20 protein-coding genes are annotated in these 21,067 nt (G+C 43.3%); 8 read left to right on the top strand and 12 right to left on the bottom strand.

Annotation, left to right across the window (positions count from 1 at the left end; translation table 11 throughout):
• Positions 1-47 precede the first annotated feature (47 nt).
• The 4 genes from scpB to ABEB05_RS09380 all read left to right on the top strand — a co-directional run bounded on the left by scpB (position 48) and on the right by ABEB05_RS09380 (position 3,857).
• Entirely contained in the window at positions 48-923 is an 876-nt protein-coding gene (gene scpB, locus ABEB05_RS09365) for an SMC-Scp complex subunit ScpB (protein WP_265789593.1), read from the top strand.
• Positions 898-1,704: a pseudouridine synthase gene (locus tag ABEB05_RS09370; RefSeq protein ID WP_265789595.1), complete on the top strand. Its 807-nt coding sequence runs from the start codon at positions 898-900 to the stop codon at positions 1,702-1,704. Before scpB ends, ABEB05_RS09370 begins: the two co-directional genes overlap by 26 nt.
• Positions 1,705-1,803: 99 nt before the next feature.
• A complete protein-coding gene (locus ABEB05_RS09375; RefSeq protein ID WP_265789597.1) occupies positions 1,804-2,667 on the top strand; it encodes an alpha/beta hydrolase family protein in 864 nt (287 codons plus the stop codon).
• Between the two features lie 35 nt (positions 2,668-2,702).
• Entirely contained in the window at positions 2,703-3,857 is a 1,155-nt protein-coding gene (locus ABEB05_RS09380) for a tetratricopeptide repeat protein (protein ID WP_265789599.1), read from the top strand.
• A 70-nt stretch (positions 3,858-3,927) separates the two neighbouring features.
• On the opposite strand, the gene ABEB05_RS09385 is transcribed toward ABEB05_RS09380, so the two are convergent.
• From ABEB05_RS09385 to ABEB05_RS09420, 8 genes are all read right to left on the bottom strand, one after another.
• Complete coding sequence (locus ABEB05_RS09385) at positions 3,928-4,617, bottom strand: DUF4412 domain-containing protein (RefSeq protein WP_265789601.1); 690 nt, start codon at positions 4,615-4,617, stop codon at positions 3,928-3,930.
• A 292-nt stretch (positions 4,618-4,909) separates the two neighbouring features.
• Positions 4,910-5,908 carry an isocitrate/isopropylmalate dehydrogenase family protein gene (locus tag ABEB05_RS09390; RefSeq protein ID WP_265789603.1) on the bottom strand — a complete coding sequence of 333 codons (999 nt, stop codon included), beginning with the start codon at positions 5,906-5,908 and terminating at the stop codon, positions 4,910-4,912.
• Positions 5,909-6,028: 120 nt separating this feature from the next.
• Positions 6,029-6,460, bottom strand: coding sequence for a DoxX family protein (locus ABEB05_RS09395; RefSeq protein WP_265789605.1), 432 nt, complete (start codon positions 6,458-6,460; stop codon positions 6,029-6,031).
• Between the two features lie 132 nt (positions 6,461-6,592).
• Entirely contained in the window at positions 6,593-7,174 is a 582-nt protein-coding gene (locus ABEB05_RS09400; RefSeq protein ID WP_265789607.1) for a DJ-1/PfpI family protein, read from the bottom strand.
• 71 nt (positions 7,175-7,245) lie between these two features.
• Positions 7,246-7,716, bottom strand: a complete 471-nt coding sequence (locus ABEB05_RS09405) for a hypothetical protein (protein WP_265789609.1) — start codon at positions 7,714-7,716, stop codon at positions 7,246-7,248.
• 52 nt (positions 7,717-7,768) lie between these two features.
• Positions 7,769-8,491, bottom strand: coding sequence for an SDR family NAD(P)-dependent oxidoreductase (locus ABEB05_RS09410; RefSeq protein WP_265789611.1), 723 nt, complete (start codon positions 8,489-8,491; stop codon positions 7,769-7,771).
• Positions 8,484-9,437 (bottom strand): cobalamin-binding protein, encoded by a 954-nt coding sequence (locus tag ABEB05_RS09415; RefSeq protein WP_265789613.1) that lies wholly within the window; start codon positions 9,435-9,437, stop codon positions 8,484-8,486. Before ABEB05_RS09415 ends, ABEB05_RS09410 begins: the two co-directional genes overlap by 8 nt.
• Positions 9,438-9,565: 128 nt before the next feature.
• Complete coding sequence (locus ABEB05_RS09420; protein ID WP_265789615.1) at positions 9,566-10,186, bottom strand: YceI family protein; 621 nt, start codon at positions 10,184-10,186, stop codon at positions 9,566-9,568.
• 264 nt (positions 10,187-10,450) lie between these two features.
• On the opposite strand from ABEB05_RS09420, the gene ABEB05_RS09425 reads away from it, so the two are divergent.
• A complete protein-coding gene (locus tag ABEB05_RS09425; protein ID WP_265789617.1) occupies positions 10,451-10,951 on the top strand; it encodes a DUF4168 domain-containing protein in 501 nt (166 codons plus the stop codon).
• Positions 10,952-11,011: 60 nt separating this feature from the next.
• Here ABEB05_RS09425 and ABEB05_RS09430 read toward each other — a convergent pair whose 3' ends face one another.
• Positions 11,012-11,611 carry a DNA-3-methyladenine glycosylase gene (locus tag ABEB05_RS09430; RefSeq protein WP_265789619.1) on the bottom strand — a complete coding sequence of 200 codons (600 nt, stop codon included), beginning with the start codon at positions 11,609-11,611 and terminating at the stop codon, positions 11,012-11,014.
• 6 nt (positions 11,612-11,617) lie between these two features.
• Positions 11,618-12,523, bottom strand: coding sequence for a YihY/virulence factor BrkB family protein (locus ABEB05_RS09435; RefSeq protein WP_265789621.1), 906 nt, complete (start codon positions 12,521-12,523; stop codon positions 11,618-11,620).
• 336 nt (positions 12,524-12,859) lie between these two features.
• On the opposite strand from ABEB05_RS09435, the gene wecB reads away from it, so the two are divergent.
• Positions 12,860-13,963, top strand: coding sequence for a non-hydrolyzing UDP-N-acetylglucosamine 2-epimerase (gene wecB, locus ABEB05_RS09440; RefSeq protein ID WP_265789623.1), 1,104 nt, complete (start codon positions 12,860-12,862; stop codon positions 13,961-13,963).
• A 69-nt stretch (positions 13,964-14,032) separates the two neighbouring features.
• On the opposite strand, the gene ABEB05_RS09445 is transcribed toward wecB, so the two are convergent.
• Positions 14,033-16,528, bottom strand: a complete 2,496-nt coding sequence (locus tag ABEB05_RS09445) for a glycoside hydrolase family 31 protein (RefSeq protein WP_265789625.1) — start codon at positions 16,526-16,528, stop codon at positions 14,033-14,035.
• 199 nt (positions 16,529-16,727) lie between these two features.
• Between ABEB05_RS09445 and ABEB05_RS09450 the strand changes: the two genes are divergently transcribed.
• A complete protein-coding gene (locus tag ABEB05_RS09450) occupies positions 16,728-17,510 on the top strand; it encodes a PhzF family phenazine biosynthesis protein (protein WP_265789627.1) in 783 nt (260 codons plus the stop codon).
• On the top strand, positions 17,510-18,319 hold the full coding sequence (locus ABEB05_RS09455; protein ID WP_265789629.1) for a sulfite exporter TauE/SafE family protein: 810 nt from the start codon (positions 17,510-17,512) through the stop codon (positions 18,317-18,319). The genes ABEB05_RS09450 and ABEB05_RS09455 overlap by 1 nt, the downstream gene beginning before the upstream one ends.
• Position 18,320: 1 nt before the next feature.
• Here the strand turns inward: ABEB05_RS09455 and ABEB05_RS09460 are convergent, their stop codons facing one another.
• A complete protein-coding gene (locus ABEB05_RS09460) occupies positions 18,321-21,056 on the bottom strand; it encodes an alpha/beta hydrolase family protein (protein ID WP_345694267.1) in 2,736 nt (911 codons plus the stop codon).
• Positions 21,057-21,067 lie beyond the last annotated feature (11 nt).

The following is a 21,067-nucleotide window of genomic DNA, read 5'->3' on the forward strand; positions in this document are numbered from 1 at the left end:
CTCTATGAAATGGGAGATGGAATCCCGCGATCAGATGAATTTAGGTTATGAATGATTACGAATTTGTTGACGGCACGCGTCTTTCTTCAGTGATTGAGGCGCTTATCTTTTCGAGTCCGGAGCCTATATCTGCGGAGAAGATCTGTGAAATTATTGCCAAAGGAGAAGAAAATCTGGGTTTGGAAACCGAGGCTGTGGAGCCGTTTGTAGATAAGTTAAATCAGCGGTATGAAGAGAACGGTCTGGCATTTGAAATTACCCTGGTCGGCGGAGGATATACCTTTGCGACTAAAAAGCGCTATGAGCCATGGTTGAGCATTTTTCAGCATGAAAATGCCTATCGGAAACTTTCACAGTCTGCTATAGAAACCCTGGCTATCGTAGCCTATAAACAGCCTGTAACCAAGCCTGAAGTGGATGACATCCGCGGAGTGGATTCCGGTTATATCCTGCGCCAACTGTTGGAGAAAGTATTGATTGAGGTCTCTGGCCGATTGGATGCGCCGGGAAAGCCCCTGTTGTATCGAACTACCAAGCATTTTTTGAAGCATTTTGGCATCAACTCCATTGATGAACTGCCCAAGCCGCGGGAAATTGAGGAGATTCTCCGGGATGATGATATGGCCGAACATCGCCAATTCCTTTTTGACCGGCAGCTCGAACTTGAAGAGTTACAGGAAAAGGCAGAGGATGAGGATGCCACGGAAACAGCTCTCTCGCTTATTGAGGCTGTTGATAAAATTGATGAGGATGAAGTGCCTGACCTCGAGGAGTATACCGCTGAAGAGTTAACCCTGGAAGAGGAGGCGCAAGAGGAAGGGGATAGCGATAAAGAAGTAAATACACAGGAAGATGAGCAGGAAGAAAAAGAATTTGAATCGATAGAAAAACCAGATAATGAGTCGACGAAAGAGGAGGAGTAATCAGCGAAATCGTAAGGAAGCACCCCATGCTGTAGATCAAAATTACAGCGAGGATGAGGATATACGCCTGAATAAATATATCGCCCACTGTGGATTTTGTTCCCGTCGCAAGGCAGATGACTATATTGCGGCGGGCAAGGTGAAGGTAAACGATGAGGTAGTAACGCAGATGGGAGTCAAGGTGCAGCGTACCGATCGCGTAGTGGTAGAGGGGGAACAGCTGAACCTTGAAAAATTGGTATATATTCTCCTTAATAAACCGAAAGATACGATTACTACCACAGATGATCCGCGTAATCGTGATACCGTGATGGATAAAGTTGAAGATGCTACGGGAAAGCGTGTTTACCCGGTAGGTCGCCTCGATCGTCATACCATGGGGCTGTTGCTTTTGACAAATGACGGAGATCTGGCAAACCGGCTGATGCATCCCAGCTATGAGGTGCGTAAGACATATGAGGTGGAAACCGAACGAAAGTTAAAGGATAATGAGCTGCAGGAACTCCAGGAGGGGATCGAATTGGAAGATGGTTTTGCTAAGGCTCACAGTATCGCCCGTACTCCCAACGGCTTTGTCCTGACTATTTTTGAGGGCCGTAACCGGCTGGTACGTAGAATGGTTGAGTATTTTGGCACGGAGGCAACGAAATTGAAGCGTATTGACTATGCCGGCCTGAATCTTAACAATGTTAAGATGGGGCAGTGGCGCTATCTCGAGGAACGCGAAATTAATGCTCTTAGGAAGCTGGTTAAGCTGGAGCCTTTGAACTTTAAGAAGTAGTTCACTTGGGTAATGGGTATTTTTTTTTAGAAGATATTCCTGCAAAGATCGTACGAAGTCATATAACATTTAAAAAATTTTGATTGATATCTTTTGGTTATGAAACAGTCTGGTTTTGTTCCTTCCAGTGAAAATCTGCCCATTTATTATGATTTGTATACACCGGATGAGTGGTCCTCTGGTCAACCGCTGCCGGTGGTGCTTTTCCTGCACGGTTTTAAGGGCTTTAAAGACTGGGGAGCTTTCCCTGATGCGTGTGCCGAATTAAGCAGGGCAGGATTTGCGGTGCTGGCAATGAACTTTTCCCTGAATGGAGTAGGGGAGAGCATGACAGAATTTGATCAGCTGGATCGCTTTGCCCGGGAAACATTGAGCCAGGATCTTGATGATGTAGGATCAGTCATTGCAGCTCTCAAAAATAGTAAAATAGAAATGTCGGAAGGTATTCAGCTGGATACCGACGTCATTGGTATAGTAGGACACTCGCGCGGGGGACATACCGCGGTAGCGGCTGCTGCAGAGTATCCGGAAGTCAAATGCCTGGTAACATGGTCTGCGGTTGCGGATTATAATGCCCGATGGAGTTCGGAAATGGTCAGTGATTGGGAGGAAAAAGGCGTGACGGAAATTATAAACGGGCGTACGGGACAAATCATGCCGGTCAAGAAAATAGTGCATGAAGATGCCTTAGAGAATGCAGATAGGCTGATGGCCGTTAAGCGGGTTGAAGAACTCAGTATTCCTGCTCTCTTTGTACATTCCAGAGGGGACGAGGCTGTCCCATATAGCGAAGCTGAAAAATTATATGAACATTGTACCTCAGAGCAGAAAGAAATTTTACTCATGCCTGACTCAGGCCACACTTTTGATACCTCCCATCCTTTTGATGGTGAAGATTTTCCTGATATTTTTCAAGAAGTGGTTACTGCAACTAGGGAGTGGTTTCAGAATTATTTGCAATAAGATCCGGGTGAAAACTGTTAATGGGTAAAAAAGTTGTGAAAACTCTGAAATTACTGTTACTGCTCTGCTTGCTTTTACCCTTGAGTGGAGCTGCGCAAGTCCCTGAATTGGTAACGGATTCTGAATTCCGTCCCGATGCAAAAGCAGCAGTAGATTCGATTTATAACTTTCAGTTTGAGGGAGCGGACCGGCGGCTCTCTGAATGGAAAGAGAAGTATCCTCAGCATCCGCTGTGGACGTTAATGGAGGGTATGAAATTTTGGTGGGAAATACTTTCAGATCTTCAGGATACATCTCACGATGAACAGTTTATTAATATGATGAAAAAGGCTAATTATCAGGCCGGTAAACTGTTGGATGAGCAGCCGGGTCATGTTGATGCCCTTATTATTCAGGCAATTAGTAATGGTTATATAGCCCGTCAATATTCCAATCGTGAAGAGTGGATTAGTAGCCTGAATTATGCTCGCAAGGCGTTGAATGCGAATGAAAAATTAAAGAATCAGGAATCTGGCTTAGCAGATCTTAAGCTTGCAGAAGGGTTAAAGCGTTATTACGCAGCTTATCTGCCGGAAGCGTATCCTATTGTTAAAACAGTCTCATGGATGCTGCCAGAGGGAGATAAAGGAGAAGGATTAGAGTTGCTTAGGGAGGCTTCTGAAAATGCCATTTTTGCCCGGGCGGAAGCAACTTATTTTCTGGGAAATATTGCGTTCAACTATGAGAAGGAATATATGGAAGCAGTTCAACATTTTGTAGAATTACAGAGGCAGTATCCCCGGAATAATTATTATGCTCGTCTTTTGGTAAAAAGTTATTATCGATTGCGTCACTACGGTAAAGCACTTGAGTATATCAAAACAACGCTGAGGCATTGGGATAATGAGGGCTTCCCCAAACAAAAGATACTTCAGGAAGAGCTGTGGACCTGGAAAGGACAGATTGTAGAGCGGATGGGTAATGTCGAAGAAGCACTGGCGCTGTATAAAAGTGCTTTTGAATTAGGTGGAGAATTACCCAATACAAGGGAACGTAGCTTTTGGATGGTTTCAGGCTATAAAGCCGGTAATATATTAGCGAAAAGAGGAGAGCATGAAGAGGCCCGACACTATCTCGAAAAAGTTGCCGAAGCCTCCCGATCCTCTAGCTATCGCGATAAAGCCCGTGATCTGTTATCCGAGCTGGAATAAGCTGTTTCAGGCGTGAACCTTAAAACAGCTAGGTACTTTCTTTTGATACTTTAACGCGAATAACTAACTATCAGTTATTGTGTTTCATCATCTGTTCCATCATGCTGCTCATATCTTTATAGCCATTCGGTGCTTTAAAAAGAGAGCTTTCTAGCGCTTGTTCCTCAATTCTATTAGCACGCAGCTGAGTAATAGATTCGCCATTGGCGGATTTTTCAATCACTTCCAAAGGCATAAAACCTTCGGAGGAAATTTTCTTTGCCCATTCGGGAGCATTCTGGCGGGCCATAGGGTTCCCAGGAGTCATAAAAGTTCCCATTCCTTCGGCCATGCACATAGACAGTTCATCTCCTTCCTGATTACTTATTTCCCATACTTCACAAGTGTAACCGGCAATTTCCTTTGTTCCCCCAGTTTTTTGATAATCCGATTCCTGCCACTCTTCATCTGCAACCTCTTGGTCAGCCCATTCGTTCATATCAATAGCCATATAGCTTTTCATATTTTCAAGTACAAACAGCATTTTTGAACTTTCCGGAATAAAAATCATAGCCCCTTGGTGTTGACCTTCTCCAAATTGGATTCGGATATTTTCATCCTTGATCATATATTCAAGCTCATCCATACCACTTTGTTCCATTTCAGCAAATTGATAATAGATGATGCCTTCAAAGTTCTGAGCCTGACTATTTAAGACATTACCCATCAGCAGCACTGCACTGAGCATGGCAATTGGACAAATTTTTTTTAAGTATTTCATAGTGATTTCTTTTTATAACTGTGATTGTGAATTCTCTGAATGAATCAGTCAATACTCGATTGGCTTTATCAAAAAGCTTTTCTGTGTTCCCTTGGGAATCTTTCTACTGGTAACATATAATGTATACGAAATTACGAATAGAAATAGCTCAAAAAGGTGTGATTAATAAAAAGTCCAGTTGGAGCTCTATATATTCGGGTCGGACTATAAAAAAAGAGAGGTAAAAAGAATGAATCCACATTATGTAACAATAAAAACATCTACATAATGTGGATCTGATAAAGAGGATTACTTACAAGTAATTGCAAACTGCTTCTGTGAATGAAGTCGTTGAACCGTGTCCACCGATATCCGGGGTGCAAACAGATTTATCCTTAAGGGTATAGAATATTGCCTGGCGGATACGGTCGGCTAATTTCTCTTCTCCTACATGTTCAAGCAGCATTAACGAAGAGAGCAGGAAAGCGATAGGATTGGCTTTGTTTTCTCCAGCAATATCTGGAGCTGACCCGTGAACGGCCTCAAACATAGCTGCATCATCACCAATATTTGCAGCTCCGGTGAGTCCTAGTCCTCCTACGAGTCCGGAGGCCAAATCAGATAGGATATCGCCAAAAAGGTTTGTAGTTACAATGACATCGAACTGCTCAGGACGCATAACCATCTGCATAGCCATATTGTCTACAATGAGATCCTCATATTCAATATTGGGATATTCCTCGGCGATTTCTTCACCGACTTCCATAAAGAGTCCACAGGTGAATTTTAGAATATTGGCTTTGTGGACCAGGGTAATCTTATTACGGTTCTTTTTCTTGGCGTACTCGAAAGCGGAGCGGATTATCTTCTGGCTGGCTTCGCGCGTCACAACTGCTATACTTTCGGCATGACTATCTTCTTTGATCCATTGCTCTTTTCCGATATAAAGACCTTCGGTATTTTCCCGGAACATTACCAGGTCAACATCATCGAAACGACTTTTTATATAGGGTAAGGTTTTGGCCGGACGGATGTTGCTATAAAGCTTAAATTTTTTACGCAGGGCTACGTTTACAGAACGAAATCCTGCACCCACCGGAGTGGTTAGCGGACCTTTAAGGACAGTGCGGTAGTTATCAATAGCCTCCAGCGTATCATCAGGCAGAGGATCTCCCTGCTCCTCATGGGCCGAGAGTCCCGCGGAACATCGAATCCATTTTATGGGAGCATTTACTTTATCGAATATGGTGGTAACAGCATTGGTGATCTCCGGACCTATTCCATCTCCGGGAATGAGTACAATATCATGCATATCAGAAGTTTTTTTGGCTGAAATAAATTAAATAGTCGTCTTTTTGGCTAATGGCAAAGATACAAAGAATGGTCCTCTTTATCAGAAGGGAAATATATCGATATCAAAGCTCTCGGTTGATCAATATCGCCGGTTCCTTTTTTCCAGTTTCTTATCAAGATTATATTTGCCGGGACCGATAAAGAGAAGGCTTATAAATACGATACCCAGTTCAATGCTGTGGGAATAGTCAGAGAAAGGATCACCGGAGCCAATATGGGTGGCTGTGGCAACGGCCATGACAACAATCAGAAGAATTACACTAGGCCGAAAAAATAAACCCAGTAAAAGAAATATGCCTCCGAAGAATTCGGTTATGCCTGCCATAAAACCAAAAAACATAGGGGCAAAATTTATGCCGACATACTGCATGGAAGTCCCAATTTCCGTCCATATTTCGGGTCCTCCAAAAATTTTGGGATATCCATGCAATATAAACATGAGGCCCAGCCCCAGCCGTAAAATTAGCAGTCCGATATTTCTCAGTTGTTTTTGCCTTTGGGATCGTATCATCTATGGTGGCTGCCGTCTGTGGATGTTAAAGTAAGGTAATGTATCTGATGAAATGCCTTTTGTCAATTAAAAATAATAAAGGTGAAGCGGCTTAACCGCTTCACCACAATGTACATAAAACAACTAATCTTATTAAAGTGAAATGTCGGTACCCAATACTTTTAAAAATGCCGCTAGCCACTTGGGATGTCCCGGCCATGCAGGAGAAGTGACGAGGTTGTTATCCACTACTACATCCGTTACGGCAACATCTTTATAGTTTGCCCCGGCTGCCTGCATTTCAGGACCACATGCAGGATAGGCAGTAAGCGTTCTGCCTTCAACAGCGTTGGCAGCAGAAAGAAGCTGAAGTCCGTGGCAAAGAGCCGCAATAGGTTTGTCAGTTTCTACAAAATGGTTGATCATCGCAATGACTCCTTCTTCCCGCCGAAGGTATTCCGGGGCACGTCCACCGGGCAGTACTAATGCATCATAGTCTTCGGGTTCTACCTCATCAAAAGTGGCATTAAGGGTAAAATTATGTCCCGGTTTTTCCGAGTAGGTTTGGTCTCCTTCAAAATCGTGGATGGCAGTTTTGACGGAGTCGCCTTCTGATTTTCCCGGGCAGACGGCGTGAACGGTATGCCCAACCATTTGCAGTGCCTGGAAAGGAACCATTATTTCGTAATCTTCACCAAAATCGCCTACAATCATTAATAATTTTTTCCCAGCCATAATGCTATCCTGTTTTTAGTTTGAAATTTTGTTAGTCACTAGGTGTTATTTTAACAACTCTATTTGAGAACTTAACGTTCTTTTTTACTGCATTGGTCAATAAGCCTACCGATAAATATTCGTTGCTCCGCCACTAACTTTTGTCGAGCCTCGAAAGCTCCGAAGTATTCAATACGATCAATTATGGGAAAGGTTTCCTTTTGGCCTGATTCAGGCGGCCATTCCATTTCAAAGAGCTCAGGTTCAAAAATGAAGTCATCCGAAATTTGATGCTCTGTGGCCCACAGGTGAATCTGCCCTCCATCGGAAGTCTTGGTTGTGCCTAGTTCCAGATAACTGCCTTCCGGAATAAATCCAAAGATTGTTTGAAATTGAATGCGTGCCGCTTCAAGAGGTGATTGACTATTCGTTACCCTTCCAGTGGGGACAGACCAAACCCCTTCATCTTCATCCCACCAGAGAGGGCCACCGGGGTGAGCCAGCAGTAATTGCAGATTTGGTTTCCGGCGAAAAAGAAGAATGCCTGCAGAAACTTTGTACATTGAAAGAGGTTAATTTAATAAGGATATAAAAAAATTATAGAATTTCACTGCCTTACATTCGATTCCAAATCCACTGTGGCGATAGTTTAATAAGCCAGGCGATAATTCGCCATCGGTGTGTGATATAAGCAGTATTTCTACGGGATTCAATAGCGTGGAGCATTTGTCGGGCGGCCTTTTCTGTTGGTGCTATCCAGAACAGTCCTTCTCTACCCTCGGTTATTTCTGACTTAACAAATCCGGGAATCAAATTGGTAACGGTAATATCGGCATCGGTGTGATTAGCCTTTTGACGATATCCCTGAAGGTAGGTATTTACAAATGCTTTAGAAGCGTTATAAGAAGCAGATTGCCCCCAGCCAAAAAGTGAGGCAACCGAGGATACTCCTACGAGTTGTCCATGCCCTTGTTTTTCGAACAAGTTGTAACAGTGGGCGGCCAGGTTGGCAAAACCTCGGATATTAACATCAATGACCCTGAGGTCGTTTCCCCGTCCATCGCCTTCGTTAAGGTTAGAGATCCCGGCATTGAGCACAATGATATCCAGCCCGCCCATACGGCTTGCCAGTTCACCGAGTTTACTTACCGCATTATCCATATTTGTTACGTCCATTTGTTGAATGAACAGACGGTCGCCTAGTTTTTCTTTGAGGCTTTCGAGGCGTTTCGTCCGTCGACCAGTGGCGCCCACTACGTAGCCCTTTCGATGCATTTCAATGGCGAGCGCCCGTCCGATACCGGAGGTTGCCCCGGTAATAATCGCTTTTTTAGGCATGAAAACTGGAATTTATGTTCTGCTGGAATTGATAGTTGTATACATTAATCCAGCCCACCCGTTCGGCATTTTCGCGAAAAATGGAAGGATGGATTATTTCAGCTAATATACGGGTTGAATCAACCAGCCGGGGACCGGGTCTGTTAAAGTAATGGTTGCCATCCATAATATATACTTGGTGGTTTTGAACGGCCTTGAGTTGATTCCAGCCCGGGCGATTGGTAAGGGTCGACCATTCCGATAGTGTTTCTGAAATACTGTATCCACAGGGGGTGATAGTAATGATTTCCGGATCAGACTGCTGAATTTTTTTCCATTCGAGCCATGAGGAGTGTTCCCCTGCCTTGGCCAATACCGGCTGGCCTCCTGCAAGCTGGAGTAGCTCCGGCATCCAGTTGCCGGCAGACATGAGAGGATCCAACCATTCCAGGCAAAGCACCTCCGGAGGATGAAGGGGGAGGGTTTTTTTTTGGATGTTTTGTAGTTTCTCTTTCATATCCGCTACCAGTTTTTCTCCTTCTTTTTCTGCATTGATAGCTGTAGCGATGGTACGAATGGAGGAAACTACAGAGCTGAGGTCATCGGGTGATACCGAAATAATTTCGACATCGGCATCCAAAGAAGATCGGACGGCTTCTTTGACTTCCTCCAGCGACGTAGCGCAGACTTTACAGTGATCCTGTGTTAAAACAATATCAGGATTTAGTTCTCGCAGCCGATCTGCATCTACGCGATAAACCGAAAGTCCTTCCTGCAGAATAGCTTCCACCCGTTCGTTTAATTCATAGCTGGTACCATCGGGATCAAATTTTGGCTCGGTACAGGAAGGCAGCGTCTTAATTTCTTCCGGGAAGTCACATTCATGAGATCGCCCTACTAACTGGTGGTACCTCCCCAATGAGGCAATAGTTTCGGTAATACTGGGTAGCAGAGATACAATGCGCATATTTTTGACTTGTATAAAGTGAGTGTACGTTATCGGTACTCATTATAAATAAGAATGTATCTTAAAATAAAAAAAGCAGTCCGTCTCGAACAGAGAACAGACTGCTTTTTATTAAAATGGGAGTGCTATTAATTTGAAGAGTTTAACTCCAGTGCAAGTTTTACACTTACTTCATCTCCAACTACAGTCGTAGCAGCCCAGTCATCTACACCTACACCGTAATCTGTGCGGTCCAGAGTAAATAAAGATTCCATGCCAGCTACCTTGGTATTTTCCCGCATAGGATGGTCTTGTACGCCCAATAAGGTGAAGGGGATTTCAAAATCGGTAGAGGTATCTTTTATGGTTAGCGTACCTATGGCAACAAAATTGTTATTGCCCTTAGAGATAATCTCATTGCTTTCAAAGGTAATGCTGGGGTATTCAGCAGCGTTGAAAAAATCGTCGGATTGCAGGTGCCCATCACGTTTTTCATTATCTGTATCAATGCTATTGACCTTTATATCTACAGAGATACTGCTTTCATCAAGGTTTTCCGGATCGAAATACACTTCGGAAGTATAATCATTGAATTGACCTGAAACGGCTGTAAAAAAGTGATTTACTTCAAATGAAATATTACTGTGGGCTTTATCAATTTCCCATTGAGTAGCATTAACGGTGGTGCTATTATTAAGGATAGTAAAGCCGCTCGCTGTTAAGAAAAGAAGCACCAGTATAGTTGAAAATAGTTTTCTAGAAGTATTCATTAAGTTTGTTTCTTTTTAGATTGGTTGTTAAATATAGAGAGTTTAAATCAAATTGTAGTAAGAAACGTTCCTTTAATGTTAAATTAATTTTAGGACGGCCGGCAATCTATTCTATTCAAACTCGTTAAATAATCTAAATCTATGTTCTAACTCTTTAAAAGAAGTATTGGACAGGTATCGTTGTTTTATATCGGAACAAATAATCAATATATTAGTCCAACTTATTAGATAAGAGTATTTAATCTTAAATTCAGATTACATTTTATGAAGTTTTTTAAAAACACTTTGCCTTTATTGCTTGGGATGTTACTTATAGCTGGTTCTGCAGTTGCCCAGGTTCAACAACAGCAGCAACAACAGATAGATCCGGATAGCATCACAGACGAAGAACTTAAAAAGTTTGCGCAAGTTTCGCAGGAGTCTCAAAAAGTTCAGGAAGAAATGAGAAATCAGGTTGATAGCCTTCTTGATGAGAATGATATAGAGATGGAGCGTTTTCGTCAGATTATGATGAGTCAACGCAATCCTCAATCTGCTGATTCAGCAAATATTACTGAAGAAGAAAAGGCTTCGATGAAAAAGATTCAGCCTCAGCTGATGAAAATGCAACAGGAAGCTCAGCAGGAAATGGTTTCTATTATTCAGGACAACGGACTGGAACCACAGCGTTTTCAACAGTTAATGCAGGCCGTGCGTACCAATCCAGAAGTTATGAAGCGTTTCCAGGAAATTTCTGGTAACGGTGGAAACGGTAATATGCAGTAATATACTGCTTTAGATTATTTAACTTTTAAAACCCGTCTTTAAGGACGGGTTTTTTTATTTTTAGCTTACCCAGGAACTTTCGCTTAAGAAAAAACGCCAAGGTAATTCGGCATCTTCTTCTGCATAGTCGACTCCAATACGGGGACCGGAACTTATGTGATCCGGTTTAATCCTATTATTTCGGTTTTCAATCCAGATAATATCTGTATTTAGTGATTGAGCATCGTAATCGATTGTAATTCCCAAGGCTTGGGTCAGCCGTCCGGGTCCGGCCGTAAGTGCGGGCTTAAGGGTATCGAAATTTCTTCTGTCTAGCATGGTGTCGATGCCTTCTATAGGTTTTATAGCGCGAATAAGTACAGCATCCGCTTTCCCTTTTTTATTAGTGACAACATTAAAAAGATGATGAATACCGTAACAGAGATAAACGTAGGCAACCCCTCCCGGTTGATACATGGTTTCAGTACGATCAGTGCGCCGCCCGCCATAAGCATGCGATGCCCGGTCATCTGTACCGGAGTAGGCTTCTGTTTCTGTGATGATACCAGCGGCCAATGAATTATCAATATTGGTGCAAAGTACCTTGCCTATGAGTTCTCTGCTGATACGAAGTACATCACCTTGCCGGTAAAACGAGAGGGGGATCTTGGGATAGGACATAGAGATCTAAGAGATCACGGTATATGGATTTTTTGGTATGGGGTTCTCTTCTACGAAGGCCTGTTGATATGCTCGTGCTACAATAGTACTGAATATAAAAAGTACTGCGGAATAGAAAGCCCAGACACCCACAATCACTAAAATAGTATATCCCTGGTAGTAATAGCGATAAGCGTGCAGTGCATATCCGAGATACCAACCAATCCCCAGTTTAGCAAGTTCAAAAAGTACAGTATATATAAAAGAAGCCAGGAGTGCTACCCTGGGTTGCATTCGTTTTTCGGTAATATAACGGAAGATGATATAAAATAGCAGAAAGGTAAAGAGTAAGGGTACTACCCTGTTAAGAAGTTCATAGATCCAGCTTAGTTCAAGAATTATCTCGGTAAAGGGTACCGCAAGCTGGTTTATAGAGACCAGAGAAATAAGAGAAATGATAAGGCTGAAGAAAAGAAATACTCCTCCTACCAGTCCGAAGGTGAAAAAATTATAGACCATTTCCAGAATGGGATGGCGTCGATCCTCAATATCGAAAATGTCAAAAACTACGTGCTTTAGGGTATGAAACAGGCCTTGGGAAAAGAATGCAAGGATAATAATACCTATAATACCGAAAATACGGCGTGCACCTATCAGGGGATCAAGCAGAGCTTCCAGTGTAATAGCTCCCTGGTATACATCTCCCGATTCGGACTCATAGGCAAAATTGGGGAATAGTTCGCGGCCGTAACGGAGAATCTCGTTAAAGGCAGCATCGTAGGATAAAACAAAGCCGATAATGGAGATCATCAGCAGGGTGAAGGGGATAGCACAAAGAAAAAGATTAAAAGTAATAGCCGAAGCATTGAAGAAAATATCTATCTTCTTTAATAACTTGGTAAAAATGCGCCAGAATTTTTTGTACTTCTGCACAGTTTAATTAGGGCTAAAGTTAATAAGTGTCAGAAAGTTAAGCGGTCTTTATCCTTTTTGCTAATTTAAATTAGTAGCAATAGAAAGCTAATTCTTATTAATAAAACTTTTCTTTGGCAGTGTGTATCGTACGATTAAGTATAATGGTTTTTACTACATTAATGTTCAGTACAATGAATAAGATGTTGGCAATTGGGATTCAAGCTATATAAGTACAAAATCAGGAAGTTTATGGAAAATAACCTACCGGTGTTTTTCAAAGATCCACAAAAAATGGTTATTATCAGTTGGCATTAGAAAACTTATTAACAGGGAACTAAGAAATTTAACAAACGGATGAAGATTATTAACGTGGCCAGTGCCCGCCCAAACTTTATGAAGGTAGCTCCGCTACTTGAAGCATATAAGGAAAATGATGATATAGAGGCACAGCTACTGCACACGGGACAACATTATGATTATGAGATGTCCAAAATATTCTTTGATGAATTAGGCATACCTGAACCCGATCATCACCTGGGAGTGGGTAGTGGAAGTCACGCCGAACAGACCGCCAAAGTAATGGTAGCTTTTGAAAAGGTATTACGAAAGGAGCAGCCCGATTGGGTTGTGGTGGTGGGAGATGTAAATCCCACGATGGCTTGTACTATTGTAGCCAATAAAATGGGAGTAAAGGTGGCCCACGTGGAAGCCGGACTTCGAAGTTATGATCGAAATATGCCCGAGGAAATTAATCGCGTGCTTACGGATAGTATCGCAGATTTACTGCTGACTCCCTCTATTGATGGGAATATGAATCTGGTGAAAGAAGGGATTCCTGAGGGCAAAATCAGGTTTGTGGGGAATATTATGATTGATACGCTGTTCAATATGCGCAAACGCTCCGGGGAATCTTCGATTTTGGATGATTTGGGGATTATAGAAAAGAGCTATGGATTGGTAACACTTCATCGTCCATCGAATGTTGATCAGAAAGAAACACTAAGCAGTTTTGTCGAAATTCTGGAACAGAGCGCTAGAGATTTACCAATGATATGGCCGGTGCACCCTCGTTCCCGGAACAGGGCCAAAGAGTTTGGTTTGTGGGAACGTCTTGGGGAAATTGGGAACTTGCATTTATTGGAGCCAGTCGGCTATTTAGATAATGTAAAACTGATGGATTGTGCCCGCTTTGTTTTAACTGATTCGGGTGGCATACAAGAGGAAACTACGGCGTTAGGCGTTCCCTGTTTTACGGCCCGCGAAAATACGGAACGTCCTATTACCATTACCGAAGGAACAAATACCCTGGTTGGTACGAAAAAAGATGCTATTCTCAAGCAGATAGCCCAATATTTGGGAGATGAAGTTTCTGATGACGCCTATAAAGAGGCAAAACCACTTTATTGGGACGGTCGGACCGCAGAACGCATAGTAAAAGAAATCAGGAAATACGAATAAATAATAAATATTTATATAAGCTTTACCACACTTTGGAAGTGCAGTAAAGCTATATAGATGCCATTTATTTTATCTGGAAAGGATAATTTTATTGAAGTCAGGCGTTGCCTGAACGGTGTATCTGCCGTCATCCTTTTTAAGGGATTGGGCTTTTCCATCAACAGTAAGGGAATCTGGCTCAAATGACAAACCGATGATATTCAGCAGCACTGTATCATATTTTGGTTTGAACTTCCCTTCACGGCTGGCAGTGATTGTTAAGCTATTTTCTCTGATCTCGATGTTATAACTCGTAAGCCTATAATCACCTTCTTTATAATTATAACCTTCTTCAGCGTCCTCATAAAGTTGTCCTGTCTGATCTGAAGAGCCTGCATAAACATTAAGTTCCAGCAATTCGGGATCCCGCTCCTGTGTATACTGCATGACTTCGCGCAAGGGGAGAACCGTACCCGCCTTTACAAAGAATGGAATTTCGCTTAAAGGTGCCTCAACCATATGAGTTTGTCTTCCTTCCAAGAGGTCACCGGATCGGAAATCATACCATTTTCCTTCAGGAAGGTATGTTTCAACTTCTTCAGCTCCTTTCTCAAGTACCGGGGAGACGAGGATGTGGTCGCCAAACATAAAAGCATCGTTTTCTTCGAGTGCTTTTTTATCCGTTTGATCATAAAATCCAAGGGGACGGATGATGGGCGTTCCATGCTGAACGTAGTTATAAAAGGCGGTATAGAGGTAGTTAAGAAGTCGATAACGAAGTTCAATAATAGAGCGGTTGATATCGGTGTACTTCTCCCCGAATACCCAGGGTTCCTGATCCAGATCTGACTGGGCTTTTCGGAGTTCTACCTCTTCTTTCTTTACGGCTGCCGCTCCATCCACATTATAACCCATGGTGTGATTGCGGAAAAGGGGATGGAAAATAGCCAGCTGCAGCCAGCGACTGAAAAGCTCGGGAGAGGGTTGTTCAACGAACCCTCCTACATCCGATCCAACAAAAGAGTAGCCTGAAATACTTAATCGCTGGGATTGTTCATTGGCTAATTTTAAATGGTCCCAACTGGCAATATTATCACCGGTCCAGAGGGCGGCGTATCGTTGTCCACCTGCAAAATTGGCCCGGGTGAGCAGGAAGGGTCGTTTATCAGGGTTGTGTTTCTTTATACCCTCCAGTGAGGCACGGGCCATCTGCATGCCGTAGATATTATGCGCTTTTTTATGGCTGCATGGATGACCCTCAAAATGATGCCGTACGTGTTCTGGGAAGGTTTTGGCCTCTATCTCAAAGACGGCCGGCTCGTTCATATCATTCCAGATGCCACTAATATGTTTCTCTTGCAGTAGGTCCTCATAGAGGTCGCCCCACCAATCACGGACATCCGGGTGAGTAAAATCCGGGAAGGCGCATTTCGACGGCCAAACCGGCGCGATGATCATTTCACCATCGGGACGTGTACAAAAATATCTATTCTCCCGTCCTTCTGTGTATACTGGGTAATTATCATCCACTTTAACACCCGGATCAATCATAACGATCGTTTTAAAGCCTTGTTTCTTAAGATCGCTAATCATTTCAGCCGGATTGGGAAACAGATCATTATTCCAGGTAAAAACCCGGTATTCGTCCATATAATCGATATCCAGATAGAGGGCGTCGCAAGGGATCTTCTTTTTACGGAAAGTAGAGGCGAGATGCCGCACGCGTGATTCGGGATAGTAGCTCCATCGACACTGATGATAGCCTATTGCCCACATTGGAGGCATTTCCGGTTTACCGGTTAGTCGTGCAAAGCGTTCGCTTACTTCGGTGAGGGTAGGACCATTAATAAAATAATAGTTCATGACCCCGCCCGCTGCGGAAAAGCTACTAATATTATTTTCTTTGCGATCAAAGCTGAACCGCGTACGGTAGGTATTGTCTAAAAAGATGCCATAGGCCCGATCTTGGTGTAACCCTGCATAAAAAGGGACACTCCTATATAAGGGATCTTCGCCCCGCTCATAGGCATAAGCATCGGTATTCCAATTTTCAAAAGCTCTGCCGCGGAGATTTTGTTTATACGCTTTATCCCCCAAACCATAATAGCGATCGCCCTTAGGTGCTTTCTTGGTTACCTTTATTTCACTGATTCCTTTCATCAGGCTTTCGCGACGATAGAAACCATGTTCATCTTCGCAAATCATATTTCCTTCTGCATCGAAGAAGTGGACCAGCATATTTTTCTTGGTGATGATGCAGCTGAGCGTTGCTGTTGAAATCTCAAAAAGTCGGTCTTCTTCAATAAAAGAGATATCCACTTCTTCCGATTGAAAGTCGGGATCAATAGCATATGAGAAGTCGGACTGAACATCCCCTTCCAAGAAATATCGAATCTGAATGATATCGGGGTTATGTATTTGAATTTGAAGTTTAACCCTGTTTTCGGTGTGAAAGGTGAACTGCTGTCCTTTCCTTTCATGATCAATTATATGTCCGGGACGGTACCGGCTGATGATATCCGGTTTACGGTCATCGTCTTCTTCGTCAGAGGAATTTTGAGATTTTTGTAGCTTATTTTCTGCCATGAAGTATTATGTTAAATTTTTGTAAAACTGAAAATATAAAAATACAGAGATAATACAACGTAAAGTTTTAAACTGGAGAAGACCCCAATTATGATATTTTTTATGTGAGTGATTTGGAAAATAAATGGTTCTGGAATGTCCTGAAGTTTCTGCTATCTTATGGCTATCAATAATAGCAACTGATATAAAAAGTATAACTATGAATCTTAAAATCTACCAGGTTGATGCTTTTGCTTCAGCCATTTTTCATGGAAATCCCGCCGCGGTATGTCCCCTTGAGGAGTGGCTGGCGAAGGAGCAGATGCAAAACATTGCCATGGAAAATAATCTTGCCGAAACGGCTTTTTTTGTAAAAGAGGAGGAGGGATACGCCCTGCGCTGGTTTACCCCTCAAACCGAGGTAGATTTGTGTGGACACGCGACCCTTGCTTCGGCTCATGTACTTTTTGAGCATATGGGATATAAAAAAGAGGTGATTCGTTTCCATACCAACAGCGGTATCCTGAGTGTGCGTAGGAAAGGAGATCAGCTGACAATGGATTTTCCTACTGCCGAGCTCAATGATTTCGAACCGCCTGCAGTTCTTGAGGAGGCTTTACGGCTTCCACCGACAAAAGTCTATAAAGATACTGATATTCTTTACGTAGTAAACAACGGATTGCAGCTTCGGAATATGGATCCCGATTTCCGGTTGCTCAAACAGCTAAATACCCGGGGAGTAATTGTTACGGCTCCAGGCATTGGAGATGTTGATTTCTTATCCCGCTTTTTTGCTCCCGCTGTGGGTGTGGATGAAGATCCGGTTACCGGATCAGCCCATACGATGCTAACTCCCTATTGGAGCAAGCGTTTGGGTAAAAAACGGCTGATTGGCCGCCAAATATCTAAGCGTGGTGGGACGGTATATTGCGAGTATAAGGGAGATCGCGTTGTGTTGAGTGGAGAAGCATGTACCTATCTGGAGGGAACTATTTTATTATAATGGAATTGTTACTATTGCTTGTATTGGGGATTGTTGCAGGTCTTGTTGCAGGACTTTTTGGACTAGGCGGGGGGATCTTGTTTACGCCTATTCTGTTTATTGTATTCAGTGATGCCGGTATCGCTGATCCGGTGGTACTTACGATTGGCAGTTCACTTTTCTGTACTTTTATAGCGGCAGCTGGAAGTTCCATTCGACAATATCATCAACAAAACTTTTATTGGTCAGAGGGATTGAAAGTTGGGTCTCTGGGAGCCGTTGGTGTTTTATTGGGAAAGCAGGTTATTACATCGGACTATTACAGTCAGCAAGAGTTTGTTATTTTTTTCAGTGTATTGCTAATGTATGTGGCCTATATGTTCTATCGGCGCGGCTCCCAGGGAGAAAAACATATTTATCTGGACGAAACACCGGTAACGTTTAAACAATCAGCGGTTACCGGGGGACTCGGAGGTTTTGTGGCTGCACTGGCCGGTATTGGTGGCGGAGGCGTTATGGTGCCACTGATGAATCTTTGGTATAAAAAAAAGTTTGCCAGAGTAGTTAGTATTTCTTCTTTGGCTATCGTCTTTATATCGCTTTCCGGCTGGGTGCAACTGGCATTTTTTAATGGAACAACGGAAACTTTAAGTGCTTTTAATATCGGATATGTAGATTTTGGCGCCGCATTCCCACTGGCTTTGGGCGGACTTTTGGGTGGGTTCGTGGGTGCCCTGTTTAATCTCAAAATAAATCGCCGCTACCTCCAATACGCCTTTGCCTTTTTAGCCATAGGGATGGCAATTAAGCTGTTGGCCGAAGTATTTTAACTTATTCCTGCTCTTCTTCCTGTATAGCCGGCCGTTCGAGATAGGGTAGCCCTTCGGTTATCCAGTCGGCGGGTTCCTTGCCTAGCAGATAATGCTCGTGCCATTCGAACGCACGAGTTGCATAGTCAATCTGGTTTTCTTCACGTGCCAGTCCGTGATTTTCACCTTCATACACCAGCATTACAAAAGGATTTTGCATCCGCCGCATGGTATTGTAGAGCTCTACACCTTGGTTGAAATCTACAGCGCCGTCGTCGGTTCCAAATTCGACCAGTAGTGGAGTATTGACTCCTTCCATATTAAAAATGGGAGAATTATCAACGAAATTGTCCCAGTCTTCCCACCATGGATCGGGAAAGCGTCCCTGGCTAACCTCGAAAATTTTGGCATCCGTCATGCCGCTATTCCAGTATATAGAATTATACATGCTAATCATATTCGTGAGCGGGGCACCAGCTACAGCAGAGTTAAAGAGATTGGTTTGGGTGATGATAAAGGTTGTTTGATAAGCGCCCCATGAGTGTCCCGTTAAACCGATTTGATCTTCGTTAATCATGCCGGTATCAATAACTTTTTCAACTGCTGGCACTACACTTTCAACCGCAGAAACACCCGGATCTCTAAGCTCATAGTTGATATCCGGCTGAAAGACAAAGTACCCCTCTGAAGAAAATCTTCGAAAATTATAGGGACTTTTCCGGGAGGGCATGCTATAACTATGCATGGTTTGAGAGCGTTTTTCATAGATATAGGTGACCATTGGATAGGTTTCTCCGGGTTCGTAATTAGCGGGATAGAGGAGCCGTCCTTCTAATTGATCGCCCCTTTCGTTGGTAAAGGTAATAAGTTCATCGTCCGCCCAGTAATAATCTTCCTGTTGCGGGTTAGTAAAAGTAAGAGTAACCGGATCATCAAAGCTGTTATCGACAAGGAACATATCGGGAGAATCTGTTGCCGACTGCATCTGATAGACAAAACGATCGGTAGAATCAGCCCGGGAGAAACGGTTGTACATTTGATCTTCGTATATGAGTGTTTCCAGGTTGCCGTCAGTATAGCGAGCATAACCCCGTTTTTTTGTAGTATCGCCATACATACTGAAAAATATCGGTTGATCATCCTTTATCCCATCCTGATCGTCGCCGTAGTCAATGGATGTGTAACGAAAGCGGATACGGTCAGAGGCTCCCTCAGTAAGCCGGTTGTAGTTGCTGCCGTCTGTCCATACCTTATAGGTATCGTATCGGTCATAAATCAATACCCACTGATCATCCTCAGCCCAGTCGCCACTCCCAAAGGGACGCCGATATTCACGGCCGTTTACCCGTGTAAAGTTTTCAAAGCGACTGTCTATATCACCTGTTATATTGGTGTGCGTATCTTCGCTGATATCGTAGGTCCACCAATTTTTATCCTTAAAGTAAAGTAAATACTGACCATCGGGAGAGGTGCGTACAAACTCATGCCGGTCTAATATTTTCTTTTCTTCGCCAGTGGCCACATCAAGTACATATACCTCGCGCCAATCCTCCTCAAAGGCCGGTTCGTAAGGTTTGGGATTATAGGCCACGACATGTTTCTGGTCCCCGGTCAGCTGCAGTTGCTCGCGATTTTCCGCTCCCAACTGTACAAACTTATCATCATCCAAATGCCATGCGGAAAGGTAGTTGGAACGTCGTTCGGCATCGGCCATTACTTCCTGCCGGGGTTGTATATCCGCATCCTTCCAGTGCCATACTTCTACATTGGAGGGGTCCAGGTCGTCATCATCGTTCTTTTTCGCAGTAGAATCTGCATCAGATTTCTTGGGGGCTTCTTCCGGGTCTTTCTCCCATTCTTTAATTCCCATAAAAAGGGTTCCTCCGTCATCTGACCATCGCGGTTCCTGATAATCAACTACGCGAAAACTATCCGGGAAAGTCTGGAATTCCTGCTGGTCAAAAATCTGTTTCTGTGGTGATTGATTTAGGTTCCTGAAAGCATATACTAAGTGGGTGGGGTCCTTAAAGTCTTCTTTTTCCAGCTCCTTGAGGAAGGCCACGGCCGTACCTTCTTTATTCCAGCTGAGTTCTTTGTAGTTCGTCGTATCGCTATCCAGAATGTTTATCCTGTTGGATGCCAAGTCATAGAGATGCGCTCCATTTCCGAAATCTTCGGTAGCATCCAGTAGAAGGGCCAGCTTGTCTCCCTTTTTATTGAACTCATATTCTGAAACATTGCCTACCAGCTGATTGGTACCCTGCCGTAGATTACGAATGATGACATCGGCTCCATCAGTATTGCTTTCTTCAGGTTTGTATTTACGCATCAGCAAATGGTGGCCATTATTGGAAAACTCGAAACTCTGTACATTCTTGAAGGTATCTACCTGGGTGGTAGCGAGATTCATCAGTCCCAGCTTATAGCGCACACTCTTGTTCTGCTCCTCAAGTTTTTTCTGTTCATCTTCAGAAACACCAATCAGGAAGGCGGCCCATTTGTTATCGTTCGAAAAATCAGGTCGCACGCCATGCATGAACTTATGTTCTGCGGTGGTGTCTGCTCCCACTTCTTTGATTATGAGCCAGCCATCCCCATCTTCCAGGCTAATATTATAGGAAAACCATTCCCCATCAGGTGACAGCTCCGTACCCCCTATGCGTTGCCACTGACCATAGTCCTTGGGCTCAAGCTTTTGTTTTTGAGCAGAAAGAGTAGAAATGCTAAGTAGGAAACAACTGATAAGAAGTATTGCCAATCGAAAATGCC

It is taken from the genome of Fodinibius salicampi (assembly GCF_039545095.1).
GTDB lineage: Bacteria > Bacteroidota > Rhodothermia > Balneolales > Balneolaceae > Fodinibius > Fodinibius salicampi.

Excerpts from the sequence above, each read along its gene's own strand:
- scpB (WP_265789593.1), top strand. The coding sequence starts at position 48 with ATGAATGATTACGAATTTGTTGACGGCACGCGTCTTTCTTCAGTGATT.
- ABEB05_RS09370 (WP_265789595.1), top strand. The coding sequence starts at position 898 with ATGAGTCGACGAAAGAGGAGGAGTAATCAGCGAAATCGTAAGGAAGCA.
- ABEB05_RS09375 (WP_265789597.1), top strand. The coding sequence starts at position 1,804 with ATGAAACAGTCTGGTTTTGTTCCTTCCAGTGAAAATCTGCCCATTTAT.
- ABEB05_RS09385 (WP_265789601.1), bottom strand. The coding sequence starts at position 4,617 with ATGAAATACTTAAAAAAAATTTGTCCAATTGCCATGCTCAGTGCAGTG.
- ABEB05_RS09390 (WP_265789603.1), bottom strand. The coding sequence starts at position 5,908 with ATGCATGATATTGTACTCATTCCCGGAGATGGAATAGGTCCGGAGATC.
- ABEB05_RS09395 (WP_265789605.1), bottom strand. The coding sequence starts at position 6,460 with ATGATACGATCCCAAAGGCAAAAACAACTGAGAAATATCGGACTGCTA.
- ABEB05_RS09400 (WP_265789607.1), bottom strand. The coding sequence starts at position 7,174 with ATGGCTGGGAAAAAATTATTAATGATTGTAGGCGATTTTGGTGAAGAT.
- ABEB05_RS09405 (WP_265789609.1), bottom strand. The coding sequence starts at position 7,716 with ATGTACAAAGTTTCTGCAGGCATTCTTCTTTTTCGCCGGAAACCAAAT.
- ABEB05_RS09410 (WP_265789611.1), bottom strand. The coding sequence starts at position 8,491 with ATGCCTAAAAAAGCGATTATTACCGGGGCAACCTCCGGTATCGGACGG.
- ABEB05_RS09415 (WP_265789613.1), bottom strand. The coding sequence starts at position 9,437 with ATGCGCATTGTATCTCTGCTACCCAGTATTACCGAAACTATTGCCTCA.
- ABEB05_RS09420 (WP_265789615.1), bottom strand. The coding sequence starts at position 10,186 with ATGAATACTTCTAGAAAACTATTTTCAACTATACTGGTGCTTCTTTTC.
- ABEB05_RS09425 (WP_265789617.1), top strand. The coding sequence starts at position 10,451 with ATGAAGTTTTTTAAAAACACTTTGCCTTTATTGCTTGGGATGTTACTT.
- ABEB05_RS09430 (WP_265789619.1), bottom strand. The coding sequence starts at position 11,611 with ATGTCCTATCCCAAGATCCCCCTCTCGTTTTACCGGCAAGGTGATGTA.
- wecB (WP_265789623.1), top strand. The coding sequence starts at position 12,860 with ATGAAGATTATTAACGTGGCCAGTGCCCGCCCAAACTTTATGAAGGTA.
- ABEB05_RS09445 (WP_265789625.1), bottom strand. The coding sequence starts at position 16,528 with ATGGCAGAAAATAAGCTACAAAAATCTCAAAATTCCTCTGACGAAGAA.
- ABEB05_RS09450 (WP_265789627.1), top strand. The coding sequence starts at position 16,728 with ATGAATCTTAAAATCTACCAGGTTGATGCTTTTGCTTCAGCCATTTTT.
- ABEB05_RS09455 (WP_265789629.1), top strand. The coding sequence starts at position 17,510 with ATGGAATTGTTACTATTGCTTGTATTGGGGATTGTTGCAGGTCTTGTT.